16 protein-coding genes are annotated in these 14,949 nt (G+C 43.5%); 7 read left to right on the top strand and 9 right to left on the bottom strand.

The window, feature by feature from the left end:
• Positions 1–26 precede the first annotated feature (26 nt).
• The 3 genes from NF859_RS05620 to NF859_RS05610 are packed head-to-tail and all read left to right on the top strand — an operon-like array spanning position 27 to position 3,903.
• Positions 27–965, top strand: a complete 939-nt coding sequence (locus NF859_RS05620; RefSeq protein ID WP_252743383.1) for an ABC transporter ATP-binding protein — start codon at positions 27–29, stop codon at positions 963–965.
• Positions 958–1,746: an ABC transporter permease gene (locus NF859_RS05615; RefSeq protein ID WP_252743382.1), complete on the top strand. Its 789-nt coding sequence runs from the start codon at positions 958–960 to the stop codon at positions 1,744–1,746. Before NF859_RS05620 ends, NF859_RS05615 begins: the two co-directional genes overlap by 8 nt.
• A gap of 3 nt (positions 1,747–1,749) precedes the next feature.
• Positions 1,750–3,903: a hypothetical protein gene (locus tag NF859_RS05610; protein ID WP_252743381.1), complete on the top strand. Its 2,154-nt coding sequence runs from the start codon at positions 1,750–1,752 to the stop codon at positions 3,901–3,903.
• A gap of 1 nt (position 3,904) precedes the next feature.
• Here NF859_RS05610 and NF859_RS05605 read toward each other — a convergent pair whose 3' ends face one another.
• From NF859_RS05605 to NF859_RS05570, 8 genes are all read right to left on the bottom strand, one after another.
• Positions 3,905–5,590 carry an acyl-CoA mutase large subunit family protein gene (locus tag NF859_RS05605; protein ID WP_004067943.1) on the bottom strand — a complete coding sequence of 562 codons (1,686 nt, stop codon included), beginning with the start codon at positions 5,588–5,590 and terminating at the stop codon, positions 3,905–3,907.
• Between the two features lie 112 nt (positions 5,591–5,702).
• Entirely contained in the window at positions 5,703–6,275 is a 573-nt protein-coding gene (pgiA, locus tag NF859_RS05600; RefSeq protein ID WP_252743380.1) for a glucose-6-phosphate isomerase, read from the bottom strand.
• A 71-nt stretch (positions 6,276–6,346) separates the two neighbouring features.
• The gene (locus NF859_RS05595) at positions 6,347–6,928 is read right to left on the bottom strand and encodes a site-2 protease family protein (RefSeq protein WP_252743379.1); all 582 of its coding nucleotides are present in this window, start codon (positions 6,926–6,928) and stop codon (positions 6,347–6,349) included.
• 3 nt (positions 6,929–6,931) lie between these two features.
• Positions 6,932–7,111, bottom strand: coding sequence for a KH domain-containing protein (locus NF859_RS05590; RefSeq protein ID WP_004067946.1), 180 nt, complete (start codon positions 7,109–7,111; stop codon positions 6,932–6,934).
• Positions 7,112–7,159: 48 nt separating this feature from the next.
• Positions 7,160–7,336: a zinc ribbon domain-containing protein gene (locus NF859_RS05585; protein WP_179193053.1), complete on the bottom strand. Its 177-nt coding sequence runs from the start codon at positions 7,334–7,336 to the stop codon at positions 7,160–7,162.
• 11 nt (positions 7,337–7,347) lie between these two features.
• The gene (locus NF859_RS05580; protein ID WP_252743378.1) at positions 7,348–8,049 is read right to left on the bottom strand and encodes a TraB domain-containing protein; all 702 of its coding nucleotides are present in this window, start codon (positions 8,047–8,049) and stop codon (positions 7,348–7,350) included.
• The gene (locus NF859_RS05575; protein ID WP_252743377.1) at positions 8,027–8,947 is read right to left on the bottom strand and encodes a ribonuclease Z; all 921 of its coding nucleotides are present in this window, start codon (positions 8,945–8,947) and stop codon (positions 8,027–8,029) included. Before NF859_RS05575 ends, NF859_RS05580 begins: the two co-directional genes overlap by 23 nt.
• A gap of 35 nt (positions 8,948–8,982) precedes the next feature.
• The gene (locus NF859_RS05570) at positions 8,983–10,230 is read right to left on the bottom strand and encodes a hypothetical protein (RefSeq protein ID WP_252743376.1); all 1,248 of its coding nucleotides are present in this window, start codon (positions 10,228–10,230) and stop codon (positions 8,983–8,985) included.
• 246 nt (positions 10,231–10,476) lie between these two features.
• On the opposite strand from NF859_RS05570, the gene NF859_RS05565 reads away from it, so the two are divergent.
• A complete protein-coding gene (locus NF859_RS05565) occupies positions 10,477–11,433 on the top strand; it encodes a tetratricopeptide repeat protein (protein ID WP_252743375.1) in 957 nt (318 codons plus the stop codon).
• A 27-nt stretch (positions 11,434–11,460) separates the two neighbouring features.
• Positions 11,461–12,387 carry a GNAT family N-acetyltransferase gene (locus NF859_RS05560; protein WP_252743374.1) on the top strand — a complete coding sequence of 309 codons (927 nt, stop codon included), beginning with the start codon at positions 11,461–11,463 and terminating at the stop codon, positions 12,385–12,387.
• On the opposite strand, the gene mobA is transcribed toward NF859_RS05560, so the two are convergent.
• Positions 12,332–12,919, bottom strand: coding sequence for a molybdenum cofactor guanylyltransferase MobA (gene mobA / locus NF859_RS05555; protein ID WP_252743373.1), 588 nt, complete (start codon positions 12,917–12,919; stop codon positions 12,332–12,334). The genes NF859_RS05560 and mobA overlap by 56 nt on opposite strands.
• Before the next feature lie 172 nt (positions 12,920–13,091).
• Between mobA and NF859_RS05550 the strand changes: the two genes are divergently transcribed.
• Positions 13,092–14,768: a DUF4932 domain-containing protein gene (locus tag NF859_RS05550; RefSeq protein ID WP_252743372.1), complete on the top strand. Its 1,677-nt coding sequence runs from the start codon at positions 13,092–13,094 to the stop codon at positions 14,766–14,768.
• Positions 14,765–14,908: a hypothetical protein gene (locus NF859_RS05545; protein WP_252743371.1), complete on the top strand. Its 144-nt coding sequence runs from the start codon at positions 14,765–14,767 to the stop codon at positions 14,906–14,908. The genes NF859_RS05550 and NF859_RS05545 overlap by 4 nt, the downstream gene beginning before the upstream one ends.
• Positions 14,909–14,949 lie beyond the last annotated feature (41 nt).

Below are 14,949 nucleotides of genomic sequence, written 5' to 3'. Positions count from 1 at the left end.
CATTATCTTACAGTCTGGTGTTGAAGATGGAATACGTCATAGAAACCAAAGATCTCACAAAGTTTTTTGGAAAAAGAAATATAATTTATCATTTGAACCTTAAAGTTCCTAAAGGAGTTGTCTATGGCTTTTTGGGGCCCAATGGTGCTGGTAAAACCACCACTATTAAAATGCTCACGGTAGCGTTAAGGCCTACATATGGAGAAATTAGAATTTTTAACCTTGAGATGCCCCAAAATAGAGTTGAAATAATGAAAAACGTTGGCTATATGCCCGAAGTGCCCATAGCCTATGATGATATGACGATCTTTGACTTTCTGACTTATATGGGCAGGCTCTCCGGCCTAAAAAAGGAAGAAGCGAGGGAACAAGCGAAGGAACTCATGAAGTACGTTGGCGTTGGCAGGTTGGCATTAAACAAGATAAAAGAGCTCTCCTCAGGACAGAAGCAGAGAGTTTCTTTTGCTTCAGCTCTAATTGGTGATCCGGAACTTTTAATACTGGACGAACCTACAGCAAACCTTGACCCTCTGGGGAGAATAGAGTTCATAGGAAAAATTCTCTCCCTTGCAAAGGAGGGGAAAACTATTTTCGTAAGCTCGCACATAGTGAGCGAAGTTGAAAAGATGTGCAACTACGTGGGGCTAATCAACCAAGGTCGCTTAATAGCCCAGGGGAAAATAAGTGAGCTGACGGAGATAGAGGAGAACGATTACGATGTTTCCACTTCGGACAACAGGGCGGCAATTGAGTTCCTAAAGGAAAAGCCATACGTTAGGGAAGTCTGGGAGGAGGAGAACATAATTAGGGTTAAAGTGGATCCAAGGTTTCTTGATGAGTTTTTCCTGCAGTTTCCGAAGTATCTTACCTCTCAGGGCATTCGCTTAAAGCTCTTCAGACCCCACACAAGTCCGCTTGAGAGGATTCTTATGGAAAAGTTCAGCATAGGTGAGGAAAGTGATTAGCGTTCTATATCAAAACGAGGTTTACAGGCTTTTAAAATCAAGGCGTCTTAAGGTAATGCTGGCGTTGATGCTTCTTCCCGTGATAGTCTACTTTTTCACCCACGAGGAGATAACTGAATACAGTGCAAAAGCCTTAGAGATTTCATTCCAGATAAACGTTTCTCAGTTTTTAATAAACTTCTGGGCCAGTGTGATTGGCCAGCTGGTCGTTATAATTGTCATGAGCGATTTGCTTGCAAGTGAAATTGACAGGGGCACAATAAGGCTTCTCCTCGTAAAGCCGATAAAGAAGAGCGAAATAGTCTTTGGCAAGTTTTTTTCTGGAATTACTGCTGTGCTTATCATTTTTGGCATTCCATACTTTGTGATGCAGGTTTACATGGTTCTCCTCTACAAGTCTGGCTTTGAGGGGTTTAGGGCAACTTTTGACGACTTCCTGTTTGCCCTTGGGGTTACAGTTCTCGTTCTTGGAAGCCTTGGAGCGGTTTCGATGCTCCTCTCGGTAGTTCTTTCAAGACCCCTCTACGCATCTCTCGCAAGCTTTGGGCTGGTGTTTACTGCCCAGTTCATACTCCCACAGTTGCCCTTTTTTGACAACCCAGAGCGTTTTAACTTGAGCTATCAGATAGGGGTTTTGCTAAAGAGGGGCTTTACGCTCCATACTGGATTGGACACCTACAAAGGAGATCCAACTATGAGCGCTCTGTTTTTCATTTGTGTTATCCTGCTGGGCCTTATTTTTACTCTAGTGGGATTGTACAGGAAGGAGTATGAGGGATGAGCCATGAGGAAAGTCTTACCACTTTTCATACTTCTCCTCTTTGCCGGAAATGCTCTTGCCCTATCGGTTGAGCTGGGAATAGATGAGGTTTTGATAGTTGATAACACCGCCGTAACCTTTGATGTGTCCCAAAACAATCCAAGCCTGGTTTTTCTATTGCTAGAGAGTGAAAACACAAGCCTAATCAAAGGGCTGCACTTTGGCGAGAGTGTTTTCTTTGGGGGAGTGAACTACACCGTTGGGAGCTTAGATTTGAATACGCTTACCCTCAAGCTTCATTTGAGCGGTAACTACTCTAGCGTTGAGGTTTTGAAAAAGAGGGACTTCAGTGTGTCTCTCGTGGAGGCTTTTGATGCTTATGTAAAGGTGAAGGTGGAGAATACGGGTTATTACGAAATCAACGACACTCTGGTTGTTCTTGCTCAAGGGATTGAGATAGAGGAGCAGCCTATTGTCCTCAAGCCCGGAGAAAGCCTAACTTTGAAGGTTTCCCCCTCATATAATCAGCTAACTTTCATGCTGAAGGAAGCTAAACTCTCAAAAACCATAACTGTCACTTCTACTGAAGAACTTGTAACGATTGAGCGCATCTGGAAGGATGAAAAGCTTCATGTCCTTCTGAGAAACCATGGGGATCCCGTTAACGTCACCGTTAAGCTTCTGGTTAGCGGAATGACCTTCGACAAAAAGGAGGTCTATCTTAACTCAAAGGAAGAGAGAGAAGTGGTCTTTGACACGGATGCAACTCAAGGCACAATCTTGATTGACTATGGCGTAGTAAAGCAGGAGAGCTTTTACTTCGAAATGCCGAGGATATCTCTTGTGAGAGCAGAGAAAGAGAAAGACAAGCTGAAGATATGGCTGAGAAACGATGGAAAAGTTGCGTTCTCGGGGAGGGTATCTATCTACCAGAACTCCGTTATCGTAGGGGAGCCCTACTTTGCTGATGTTACAATAAAACCTAACGAAGAGGTTTATCTTGAGTTTAAAGTGCCGGAAGATGCTCAAATTTTGACCGTTGGGGTCTCTTCAAGCTCTTACTCCACAACTTTCCCCATTTCATTAAGGGCAGGGCTGAGCGTAAAAGCGGTTAATTCTTACGCCAAGGGCATACTTGGAGGAAGCGTGAGCTATGTTATAACTGTTGTTGGCACCGGAAAGGTGCACTTTGGCATTAGAGGTCTGCCAGATTCTATAAAGGGCTACTTCTACTATGGTGACACTCAAGTTAAGGAGCTCGATGTTACTCAAAATGCCCAGGTAACGCTCGTTTTAAAGCTTCCAAGCCTACCACAGGGTTTCATGCTCAATGAGCCCATTAACTTCAGCGTGACAGTTAACGACATCGAGATTCCTTTAAAGCTGGAAGTCAGTGGAATAGGGATACTCCCGGTTTACGGCGACAACTGGCTTGCGAAGGTCAACTACACAAGTGAACATCACCATGTAGGGTTGCCTTATAGGGTAATGGGGAACGAGATAACACCTCCTTTTGTCTTTGAGCCATGGGGCGGAGAGAAGATTGCCATCCTCTACGGGAGGTACATACGGCAAGGAAAAGACCTTAGAATTCATCTCCTAGACCTTTCGGGAAAGATCATTGCATCCTCGACGCAAGAGAGGGGAAGAAGTGACTACATAGTGTTCAATGAGAGCGAGTTTATGATAATGGTTGAGGGAGAAGGTTACTTCGAGGGAGTTTTGCTGGTGTCTGATTATCTCAACGAGCTGAGGAACGTTACTTTAGAGCTTAGGAGAAGGGAATTCGGCGAAGGACTGAGAACTTTCATAATAAATGCCACTCCTCTCAGAGCTCAGAAGCTGAAGTTCTCCCTTTCCTCAGATAAGGATGTGGAGCTGAGGGTGTATTACTTTACCCTAAACAACGAAAAAGAAAACTTCGATCCCTTATCAACGAACTTCAAGGGAGCTTTTAAGGGAAAGGGGAAAGCCATTGAAGGAGAACTCGGCATAAGGAGCTATGAGGACTTCATAGCTCTAGCAGTGATTGGGGAAGGGAATGTCACGCTAAACTTTGAAAAAGCAGGCAGAGGGGCAGAAGTTAGTGAATTGAAGTCAAGGGAGGTATATCTTATAATTGCAGCATTGATAGCTCTTCTTGCTGTTGTGGTATATTTAGAAAAGAAAATAGGATAGATCAGAAGATAAGTGGGGCCCTGTATTCGCCCCAAACCTCCCTTAGAACATCAGTGACTTCGCCAAGGGTTGCCAAGTGCTTGTGTGCCTCAATGATGTAGGGCATTAGGTTTTCATCTTCGGTCTCTGCAGCCTTCCTGAGTTTGTCTAGGGCCTCTTCAACCTTCTTGTTGTCTCTTGTGCTTCTCAGCTTCTTTAGCCTCTCTATTTGTTTGTCCCTAATGCTCGGATCTACCTTGAGGATTTCGACCTCTATTGGCTCGTCAACGACAAACTCGTTTACTCCGACTATGATGCGCTTCTTTTCCTCAATCTCTTTCTGGTATTTATAGGCTGAGTCTGCAATCTCCTTCTGGATGTAACCCCTCTCAATTGCCTTCATCATGCCTCCCATGGCCTCGATTTTTTCGATGTACTTCATGGCCTCTTCCTCTATGTGGTCTGTAAGCCATTCGATGTAGTAGCTTCCTCCGAGAGGATCTATTGTATCAACGACGCCACTTTCGTAAGCTATGATCTGCTGTGTCCTTAGGGCTATTCTAACGCTCTTCTCCGTTGGAAGGCTTAAAGCCTCGTCGTATGAGTTGGTGTGCAGAGATTGGGTTCCTCCAAGAACCGCTGCAAGGGCTTGGATAGCAACTCTTACTATGTTGTTCTCAGGCTGTTGGGCAGTCAAAGTTGAACCAGCCGTTTGCGTGTGGAATCTTAGGAGCATTGACCTTGGATTTTTGGCGTTGAACTTCTCTTTCATGATCTTTGCCCAAAGCCTTCTTGCGGCTCTGAATTTGGCTATCTCCTCAAGGAAGTTGTTGTGGGCGTTGAAGAAGAAGCTCAACCTTGGAGCGAACTTGTCGACATCCATACCTCTCGCTATCACTGCTTTAACGTACTCAATACCATCCGCTAGTGTGAAAGCAACCTCTTGAACCGCATTTGCTCCGGCTTCTCTGATGTGGTAACCACTTATGCTTATCGAGTTCCACTTTGGAACGTTTTCGGCACAGTACATTATAATATCGGTTGTTAATCTCATGGAGGGCTGGGGTGGGAAGATGTAGGTACCTCTCGCTATGTACTCCTTAAGGATATCGTTCTGGACTGTACCCCTAAGCTGTTCTTGGGGAACACCCTGCTTTTGACCAACTAAAATATACATGGCCAAAAGATTGGCAGCTGTGGCGTTAATTGTCATTGATGTGGAGACCTTATCGAGAGGAATTCCATCGAAAAGAATCTCCATGTCCCAAAGAGAATCAATGGCAACACCTACTTTTCCCACTTCTCCCTCAGCCATGGGGTGATCGGAATCATAGCCAAGTTGGGTTGGCAAATCAAAGGCAACGCTCAAACCGGTCTGCCCTTGCTCGAGAAGGTATTTGTAGCGCTTGTTTGACTCTTCAGCGGTTGCGTAACCGGCATATTGCCTCATCGTCCAGAGTCTTCCCCTATACATTGTAGCATAAACTCCTCTGGTGAACGGATATTGACCGGGGAAGTTTAGCTTCTCCAAATAGTCCCAGTTCTCGAGGTCTGCAGGTGTGTAGACCCTCTTAATTTCAAAGCCGTCGTCTGTCATGAACTTCTCCTTTCTTTCAGGTCTTTTTTGAATGAACGGTTTTACGGTCTTTTCTTCCCATTCTTGCTCGGCCTTCTTAATCTCCTCAATTTTCTTTTTATCGAAAGTCATTAACACCACCGTAAAGGGATATGTTTTAAGCCTATAAAAATCTTTTACATATTCAAAGGTCTCACTTTCTATTGGACATTTTATCCAGCTTTCAAAAAAAGAGAAAAGGGGATTACACCTTCCACTTGGGGTTGTCCTTGACGACAACCTTTCCGTTCTCTTCAACCACTATCTTAGAAAAGCCCTTTTCAGCGATTGTTCCATAGTCATGACCCGCATCTGCCGGGTACAGTGCGAGGAAGATAAACGGCTCATCCCCGGTGTTTATAGTTCTATGAGCCCAGTACGGAGGAACGTAAACTATAGTGCCTGGTTCCATCTCGATGAACCTTGCCTCTCCCTCGGGTGTTTGAAGCAGCATACCTCCCTTGCCTTTAAGGGCAAAATAGACCTCCGCCCTGTCTATTTTTGAGTGATAGTGGCCTTTGGTCATGAAGAACTCATTTCCCACTTTGCCGGGGTAGAGAACAGTAGTTGCGAAGTTGAGGTCGCCCTCTTTTTCTTCCTGCTCTATTGCATAGACCTCGTAAACCACTGGATCTCCCTCTTCCACCATTTTCTTCCAAGCTTCCTCATCAATGAAGTAGCCCTTCATGTCGCTGAGCCTTCTGACGCTTTTCTTTGCGTTCTCAATGATCCCGGTTTCAAAATCGAGCTTAACACCGAAGGGTTCTTTATACTTCATTTTTTCACCCCCGTTAGACGATTGGACTTGTTGTATTTTAATCTTTCCCTCCTGTATCACCAAGAGTGAAACTAAAGGAGGGACTGGAGAAGGAATGCTACTCCTATAGCCACTCCCCAGTAGCCGGGATTCCACCTTAAAACCTTATAGCCATCCAAAGGAGGAATCGGTAGAAGGTTAAAGAATGCCAGCCAGAGATTTATGAAGGCTGTATAGTACAGGGAAGCCCACAAAATACCGGAAAATTTTCCAAATAGCAGTAAAACGAGTGCAAACACTCCCACCAATATGTTCGTTACAGGCCCGGCAAGGCTTATCTTTCCGTAAATCTCTCTATCCTCCCAGCCTGCATAGAGAGAGTAAACTTGAACGGCCCCAACTGCTGCGAAAATAAACCTAAGGCCTAGGAGCTTGTTTAGTATCCCCAAGAGCAAAGCTAGCATAATTCCTGTGTCCCATCTTCTATAAACTGCGTAGTATCCATACTTCCTTGCAACCTGTCGATGGGCGATTTCGTGGAATACAAACGCCGTAAATATTCCAAGGGCAACATAGGGGATTAATCTAAGCTCAAATTGGGAAAAAACAAGGGTAAGAACAATGAAAGATATAGCTAAGTCTTCTAGCTCCTGTTTCCTAAAGCCAAGTGCCATTGCTCATCTACCTCTAATCTCGATTTTCTTGCCAAGTACAAGCTCTGCTGCCTTTACAGCGCTTCCTCCACTCCCCACGGCTATCCTGACCTGATCCTTGGGAACATAAACGATCACTTTGTCTCCCTCGTATTCAATGTCGAGAATATCAACTTTAAGCATGCGCTTCAGTTCTTCCCTCATTTCCAACCCCAAGAAAAATTTTGGACGAGGGGAATATAAAGTTTAGGACTAGTCGAAGTCCCATATCGTTCTTCCTTTGTAGAACATCATAACATAACCACAGTTTTCGCAGATGACTATCTTCACCTTATGCGCTGTAAAGCCCCACTTGCTGTCCAGCTTTCCTTCTTCAACTTTAAAGCTTGTTCCTCCGCATAGAGGGCATTTTAAGCGTTGCCTTTCCATGACATCACCCACTATAATCTTGTTGTTATTGTATAAAAGTTCTTCTCTTCTCTGTAAGAATTCAAAAGCTTTTCTATGCCTTTTTTGTGTCCAAGACCTACCACGGCTACTACTTTTGGCTTCTTGACTCCTCTCCTCTTAAGCTCATCAACAATTGCTTTTAGGTTCCTTGCCATTATCTCATTTCTTTCCTCCACGAGAATCCTAAAAAGGTAGGGGTAGCGGAGCTTAAATCTGTGCATCATCATCTTATAACTCTCCATTATATCCTCTTGACTTTCTGCTTCTGGAGCAATTGGAAGAAAAACCAGGGAGCTCTCAAGTAGGAGGAGTATCTTTTCCCTCAAAGGTGCTCTGAGAAGCTTTCCCATGATACTTTGTATGTCTTCATCGATTAAATACAGCGGAACTCCGAGAAGAGATGCTGTCTGGATTGCTTCCATCATTTCTCCTCCAGGCTTCATGCCAAATTCTTCTCCAATCTTTTCCTCAACCTTCATAAGGATGTATCCCAAGAGGGCTTTCTTTCCGAGCTTTACTGCTTCCTTAAACGTGATCCTCTCCGAGGATTGGAGGGAGTAAAATCTCTGCCTGTCAAGTTCGATAGCAATTGCATCGGGCTTTTCTTCTAGTATAGCTTTTCTGACTTCTCTTCTGCTCTTTGGGGAAACGTGCATTGTCCCTATGACCTTAACGTAGCGAAGATAGCTCATACTCTTCACCAATCCTAAGCACATCGAAGTCTTTGGGTATTATAAATCTATGCCTGCAAAGTTTTTCCGCCCCCTGCTTATACTCTTCGTACGTATATCTGGGGGCTCTGTGGAAGAGAACTAGGAGTTTAACTTTTGCTTTTTTTGCAACTTCGCAGGCCTTTGGAACTGTTGAGTGATAGCTCTCCCCCCTATCCTCTTCGCTGAGGTAAGTTGCTTCGTGAATTAAAACATCCGCCTTTTCAGAAAAGAGCTTCACCCTTTCGCAGGGCTCGGTATCGCCGGTATAAACGACTTTCACACCTCTCTTGGGACTTCCAGTCACATCTTCGAGGTGAATAAACTTGCCATTAATCTCAATCTTTCCCTTAGTCTCAAGCTCTTTCATCCAGGGACCGGGCTTTAGGCCGAGCTCCTTGATTTTATTTAAGTCAAAACTTCCCCTTTTGTCTTTCTCCTTGAAAACATAGCCTAAAGCAGGGACGCCATGCTCAACTTTGAAGCTCCATATTTCATAGTTTTCAAACTTCAGCCTTGCCTCTCCGAGCTCGTGGACATGTATATCAAAGCTTGGCCTGAAAAATCCACTTTTTAGGTAGTTTTGAATGAACTCGAAGGTGTACTTTGGACCGTAAACGTGGAGGGGCTTTTCCCTGTTCCAGAGGGTCATTGTTTGAATAAGGCTCATCAGACCAAGGTAGTGGTCGCCGTGGAAATGGGTTATGAAAATCTTCTCAATCTTCATGGGGCTCAGCTTGGCTATGTTCAGCTGTCTTAGAGTCCCCTCCCCGATATCCCAAAGGATAATCTCTCCATTGTATCTTAACGCTATAGAGGGCACGTTTCTTTCTTTGTTGGGCATTATGCCACCAGTGCCGAGGAAAATCACTTCAAGCATGATTTGTGATTGGCGGGAGAGTTTAAAAGGTATTCTCATGACGCTTGCTTCCTTTTCTCACGTATCCACAATGCTATGCCAAATACCAGTGCCAATGTTGAAATCCCAAGGGCAATATTTGTTTTTCTTTCATTAGGTGGCACTACATAGTAGTCCGGGTTTCTGTGCAAAGATGCATCAAGACTTATCAGGGAGATATTATTTCCAAAATACCAGAATCTAATTGGCGAATTCACCATTTCGCTGAAGACAACTTCATCAACCTTAATCTGCAGGAGCCGCCTTCCGTCGGGGATTCTAATCAAAGATACCTTTAAATTGTGTATTTTCTTCATTGGGAGCAGAGAGCAATGCTTCTTTTTGCCATAATATAGGGTGTAGAGCTCAGCACAGACTTCGTTGCGTTTTATTGATATTCTGGATATTTTTTCGTTGCCGAAGTCAAAGACCAGGACATTTCCTTCACCTTTTGCTTCAAACCATGCCTCGATACCTCCTCTGTCCCACAGCATAGCTCCGAAGGGGTAATCAAGATCTGTGTGGTTTTCTTTGTCTTTAATCAAGAGGTCTCCGTTAATTTGCTCCCTCTCCCGAGCATAATAAGCGGTTGCACTTACTCCAGTTCCGGGTGGGAGGTTTAAGGCTAGTGTTACCTCCCCACGTATATCTTCGCCAGGTATCCATGTCCACCCATCCTTTACTGGTACTGTGAAGTTTCTTGTCCCATTTTCCCATTCTACTATTCCCGAAACCTCCTTTCCCTTATAATTGTAGAGCTTTACATCAATTCCTAAAAGCCTCCCTGAGGCATTGAATCTTAGCTTTGAGGAAGAGTTCTTGGATACAGTGCCATTCCATTGCAACTCAATCGCTTTCCCAACCCTAACGCTGATGTCTCTAAGCTTGTTGAGGTCTAGTCCAGCAATAACCCTATATCTCGCAGGCTTTACCTCACAGGAGAAGTTTGGAGAGAGATAAACGATAAACTCATCGTAGAGCTCCAAAGGGACTGTTATGTAGAGAGTTCCTTTAAGCCATTTGATTTTTGCGGTTCCCTCTTTTACGACCTCTCCATATTGATAGACCTTATAGCTTGCCGAGACGTTGCAGCTTTCATTAGACAAAAAGATGAAATCAACCCATTCGGCTCTATAGCTAGGTGAAACTTCTACGTGAAGAGGGTTTGTGAATTCTCCTTCAATAACTTTCAAGCGCTCAAGTCCTTCAACCTGAGCAGGATAAAAGAGTAGAAAGATAAAAAGCAAGCTTAGGATTTTCTTCATTTTCACTCCCTCACTGGAGAGTTAAGTTCTATACCGATGTATAGAGCTTCAACCCTCATAAGCCTTTTTATGTTTTGTTGTAATTTGTTAACTCTCCACTGTATTGTGTTGCTAATTTACAAGTGCAAACTCCAAATTGTTCTGGAAAAACAAAACGGAGTAAAGATGCTACAAGCTGAGGAATTGAGACAACTTATGCGTAAGGTTAAAAGGTTCCATTGCCTAATTTTCTTGAGGTGCAGTAAAATGGAAGAGATACTTAAGGCAATTCAGGAGAAAGACTGTAAAAAGCTGGCAAGTTTGCTATATTACAAGGCCGATGAGCTTAGTGAAGAGGAGCTGCGAGAGGTTCTTGAAAAAGCTGAAAAGCTCGCCTTAGAATGTAGAGATTATGAGCTGTACAAGCTTGTGGTTTATTATTTCCTAGAGTTTCTTGATGTTGACAAGGTTGAAGAGTTTGAGAAGCTCGCTGAAGAAGAGGATGCCTTTGAAGTTAAATATCATCTTGCCGATTTATATTATCTTTTAGGTGAATTAGAAAAGGCGCTTGACCTCTACAGAGGACTGCTTGAGGAAGAGACTGAAAAAGGCAACTTGGAGAACATCGCAAAAGTATACTACAACATGGGACTCATCCATGAGGAGCTTTTAGAGTACGAAAAAGCATTAGAACTCATGGACAAGGCAGAAAAAGCCCTGGAGGAGCTTGGAAAAGAGGAGGATGTTAAGCAGATAAGAATCTACAAAGCTTACATAACCTTTGAGATGGGGGAGATAGCAAAAGCAAAGGCCGAGCTTGCTGAGCTTCTCTCACAAAACCTAGACGAGAGGTTGAAATCTCAGATACACCTTGTCTTTGAGGAAATATTTGAGGATGAAGACAACTATGAGGCAGCCCTGCATGAATGCCTCTATGCAATGCTCTATGGAAGAGACAGTGAGTACTTTGACGTTGCATTTGATGCTCTAATAGATGTAGTGTGGCAGATGATGCTGGAGGACAGGTTTGAGGAAATTTACAACAACATAGACATGTTTGCTAGAGCATTCCCAGAAATGAAGGAGTTCTTTGAAGGAGTAAAGGCTGTCGCCCTGTACAAGGACGGCAAAATCGGAAGGGAGGAGGTTAGTGACTACATAACGAAGATAAAGGACAGGAGGCTTTTGGACCTTCTTGAGTTCTTGAGCGAGGCAGAGCTTTAATTTTCTCTCTTTTTTTTGGTGGTTTTTATGAAAGTTAGGATTGCAACGCTTGATGACTGCAAAGGCATAGTTGATGTTCACTGCTCCGGAGTTGAGAGGTGGATAAAGAAAAGCGAAGGTAAAGAAGCGAGTTACGAAGAACTCAGCATTGAGGAGCGTTATCTCCACGGCGGCCCTTGGATGAGCATTGAAACCTGTGCAATCCACATGAACAACCTCCTTTTAGAGGGGCAGTTTCCTGTAGTTGCGGAGAAAAATGGCAATATAGTAGGGAACGGGGAAGCCTTAATCAGTGAAGAGCTCATAGGGAGCAAAATTAGAAAAATTGCCCATATAGATGTGCTTGAGGTGCATAAAAGCTTCAGAGGCAAAGGTGTGGGCAGAGCTATTGTTGGATTTGTCGAAGAGTTGGCTTGCGAGAAAGGCTGTGAGCTGGTTACAGTAACCCCAGAAAAATCGGCAATCGGGTTCTATGAAAAGCTCGGCATAAAGGATGTCTTTTACAGTGCAAGCTTTGTGGAGTTTGACCTTAAGTCTTTTCCCAGCATTGGGGTAGAGCCGGAGGTGTTTGAATTCTCATGGAAAGAGGTTAAGGGTCTAGAAATGGTCGCGGGAAAGTTCCAAAGTTCCTACCACCACTGGTTCGTGGCATTCAAAGATAAAATAGCGGGGATAGATGATAGGGTTTATTTCGAGAGCGGAAGGCTGGGGAGGTCTTATTATGTTCTCGAGGAGGTCTATTATGGTAGCTCTGTTGTTACGGGCTACTTGTGGGGCAAAGGAGAGGATTTTCCCCTTTTGCTTGCTAGAGCAAAGGAGCTTGGCTTCAAAAAGCTCCGCACGATAGTTGGAAAAGAATTTGTGGGAGAATTCAAGCCCAAAGTGCTTGACAGCGTTATTATACTCTCGAAGAGCCTCTACTCTTCCTTAAATCGCTTTTGGTGTTTACGTTAAAGAAGCTCTCGCGCCATTCGTTGGGAAGGGGCTCTATTTCTATGTAGCAAGGATTGGAGAGCCTTATTGCCTCGTTAAGCATATATCTGCCTTTGGTTATCTGCTCCTCCAGTATTTTCAGGAAGTTTTTTGAATATGCGGCATGGAGGGGCTCAAGATAGCCGTTTTTCCATTTTGGGACGCAGACAAGAGGCTTAAGCTTGTAGAACTTCTCTATGATGTAGTCAACGAATTCGGGTTTTATTGAGGGCATGTCTCCCGCCACTACAAAAACGTCGCTCAGTTTTTTTAGAGCGGTGTAAACACCGCCAGCTGGGCCGATTTCAAGTTTGTCAACGATAACCTTAAAGCCAAGCTTTTCAAAGACTTCTTTTTTCTCCCTTGAAGTTATTATTACAGCTTCGTCTATCCCTTCCGCTTCAAGAACGCTCTCTATGGCGTGGAGTATCAGGGGCTTCCCACTAACTTTGTAGAGTAGCTTCTCTTCTCCAAAACGCTTTGCTTTTCCTCCGGCGAGCACAGCGGCAATCATCTTGGATTCTTTATGAAGCTTATGGTATATTAAGTTATACTCTCGCAGTGTCTTTTAAAATCTAAGTATGGAACTTCCTTTAATTTTCCTTGTCAAAAGACTATTCCCGAATTAACAACCTATAAAAGCAAATCTTTTTTAACTTTTCATGACAAAAACAAATGGTGGTGGCATGAAAAAGGCTTCACTAATTTTATGCCTTCTCGTTCTTATCGCCACTACACCAACGGCCGCAGAAGAGCCAAAGGTTATTATAGAGGTGAACCCGAACCTTGAGCTTTTCGCTGTTGTATATATCCTCGCGTTTAATGGAAGTGATCCCTTTATAATCGCCCCTCAAAGCTATATCAACGATGTTTTGGATTATTTTGCTCCCTATAAAGATCATCCAGCCGTTTATTCGGTTAGAGGAGCTATCCCACAGGATTTACCTCACTATAGAAGGGACTACTCGATAAATGAATTCGCAGCTTCTCTAGTTTCAAAACCCTCTCTCGGCAACATGAGCGAGAACGATTTCACTTTGAGCGAGTTCTACAGATCTTTGATAAATTTTGCCAAGGAAAGTAACTTCATGGAATTCTACAAAAAACATGAGAAAGAATACGAAGAAGCTTTAAAACCAGCAAGGGAAGCCCTCACGCAGGATATTTTCCAAAAGTTTGGAGAACTCTTTGGAAAGCAGTACAAAACCTTTCATATAGCTCTTTCGTATTCTCTAAGAGTCCATCCCGGGAGCAAGGCTGTTGGAGACACTGCTTATTACTTTGGTTATGTGGGTTTTATGCCCGAGCAATATGCTGAAATCTTTTACCTTTATATCGCCACTCATGAGTATTCTCACTCCTTTATCAATCCCCTTATTTCAGAGTATCTCGCTGAGTTTTCAGAGTTAGATTATTACCTCCGTCAGGTGAGAAGTGAGCTGGCTTATACAACCTACGATCCACACTTTGATACAAACTACCTGTACATCTCCGAGAACCTTGTTGAAGCGCTTACAAACTACGTTCTAATGTCTCTTAAGCCTAACGTTGTTCATGATCTTCCCAGATACTTCATTTTGCGGGATCATGTGCTTGGATTTTATTTGGTTGATGATTTGGTAAGGGAATTTAGAAATTTTGAGGGCTCTAAAGACTCAAATGAAACCTTTGAGGATTACATTCCGATATTAATCGAGCACATGAAAAGCTGGGCAACTCCGGAAAATGTTAGTGAATATTTCAAAAAACGAGTGCCTTTGAGTGGCTTATGGCTTTTTGATAGAGGTTATGAAGAGGGAAAAATTATAATCGTTTACGGAGCAAAAAATCCAGACCCAACTGGAATAGAATACGATAAAGAAACCGCTTTCATGCTTAAGGAGCTTATTGAGAAGGACGACACATGGAAGCTCTATAATGGCAAGCCGAAAATTATAGTAAAAGCGGAAAACGAGCTTAGTGAAGAGGACTTGAGGACGAATCTCATATTCGTTGGAGGGCCTGCTGCCAACGGGTTGGTTAAGAACTTGACAGCTCTTCCTATAAAATTCGTTTTTAACGGCACGTGGGTTTTAGCGAAAAATGCAACGGGCTTTGAGAGTTTTGTAGGATTTGCTATTGAGAACGAAGTTTATAGAGAGCTTAGAGAAGTGAGCGGAACCTTCCAGGCTTACCCCTTAGGAGTTATGGAAATTGTAAAGAACCCTTGGAACGAGAGGAACCTGATAGCTGTAATAGCTGGAGTGGATAGGTATTGTACAAGAAAATTGGCAAAGGATTTCACAGCTTATCCGCGGAGCTATGGCATTGAGAGCGGCAACTATACAGAAGTTGGGTTTTATGTTCAGGGTGATAGCATATGAGAAAGGTTGCCTTGATGCTTGCTCTTTTAATTTTAGCCGCTTCGGTATTTTTATGGCGCAAGAACAGTAAGGGAAGTAATGAAGGAAGAAGTTATTTTTCATATAGCGTGAGGGAGGAACTCACCACAACCCAAATTTGACATTTTTGTGTCAATTTTTATCTCATCGCTTAATCGAAACT

Source organism: Thermococcus alcaliphilus (genome assembly GCF_024054535.1).
GTDB lineage: Archaea > Methanobacteriota_B > Thermococci > Thermococcales > Thermococcaceae > Thermococcus_A > Thermococcus_A alcaliphilus.
This window is presented reverse-complemented; position numbering and strand designations above follow the sequence as displayed.

Bases quoted from the DNA above. Each gene is read 5' to 3' on its own strand.
- NF859_RS05620 (WP_252743383.1), top strand. From the start codon at position 27: ATGGAATACGTCATAGAAACCAAAGATCTCACAAAGTTTTTTGGAAAA.
- NF859_RS05610 (WP_252743381.1), top strand. From the start codon at position 1,750: ATGAGGAAAGTCTTACCACTTTTCATACTTCTCCTCTTTGCCGGAAAT.
- NF859_RS05605 (WP_004067943.1), bottom strand. From the start codon at position 5,590: ATGACTTTCGATAAAAAGAAAATTGAGGAGATTAAGAAGGCCGAGCAA.
- pgiA (WP_252743380.1), bottom strand. From the start codon at position 6,275: ATGAAGTATAAAGAACCCTTCGGTGTTAAGCTCGATTTTGAAACCGGG.
- NF859_RS05595 (WP_252743379.1), bottom strand. From the start codon at position 6,928: ATGGCACTTGGCTTTAGGAAACAGGAGCTAGAAGACTTAGCTATATCT.
- NF859_RS05590 (WP_004067946.1), bottom strand. From the start codon at position 7,111: ATGAGGGAAGAACTGAAGCGCATGCTTAAAGTTGATATTCTCGACATT.
- NF859_RS05585 (WP_179193053.1), bottom strand. From the start codon at position 7,336: ATGGAAAGGCAACGCTTAAAATGCCCTCTATGCGGAGGAACAAGCTTT.
- NF859_RS05580 (WP_252743378.1), bottom strand. From the start codon at position 8,049: ATGAGCTATCTTCGCTACGTTAAGGTCATAGGGACAATGCACGTTTCC.
- NF859_RS05575 (WP_252743377.1), bottom strand. From the start codon at position 8,947: ATGCTTGAAGTGATTTTCCTCGGCACTGGTGGCATAATGCCCAACAAA.
- NF859_RS05570 (WP_252743376.1), bottom strand. From the start codon at position 10,230: ATGAAGAAAATCCTAAGCTTGCTTTTTATCTTTCTACTCTTTTATCCT.
- NF859_RS05565 (WP_252743375.1), top strand. From the start codon at position 10,477: ATGGAAGAGATACTTAAGGCAATTCAGGAGAAAGACTGTAAAAAGCTG.
- NF859_RS05560 (WP_252743374.1), top strand. From the start codon at position 11,461: ATGAAAGTTAGGATTGCAACGCTTGATGACTGCAAAGGCATAGTTGAT.
- mobA (WP_252743373.1), bottom strand. From the start codon at position 12,919: ATGATTGCCGCTGTGCTCGCCGGAGGAAAAGCAAAGCGTTTTGGAGAA.
- NF859_RS05550 (WP_252743372.1), top strand. From the start codon at position 13,092: ATGAAAAAGGCTTCACTAATTTTATGCCTTCTCGTTCTTATCGCCACT.
- NF859_RS05545 (WP_252743371.1), top strand. From the start codon at position 14,765: ATGAGAAAGGTTGCCTTGATGCTTGCTCTTTTAATTTTAGCCGCTTCG.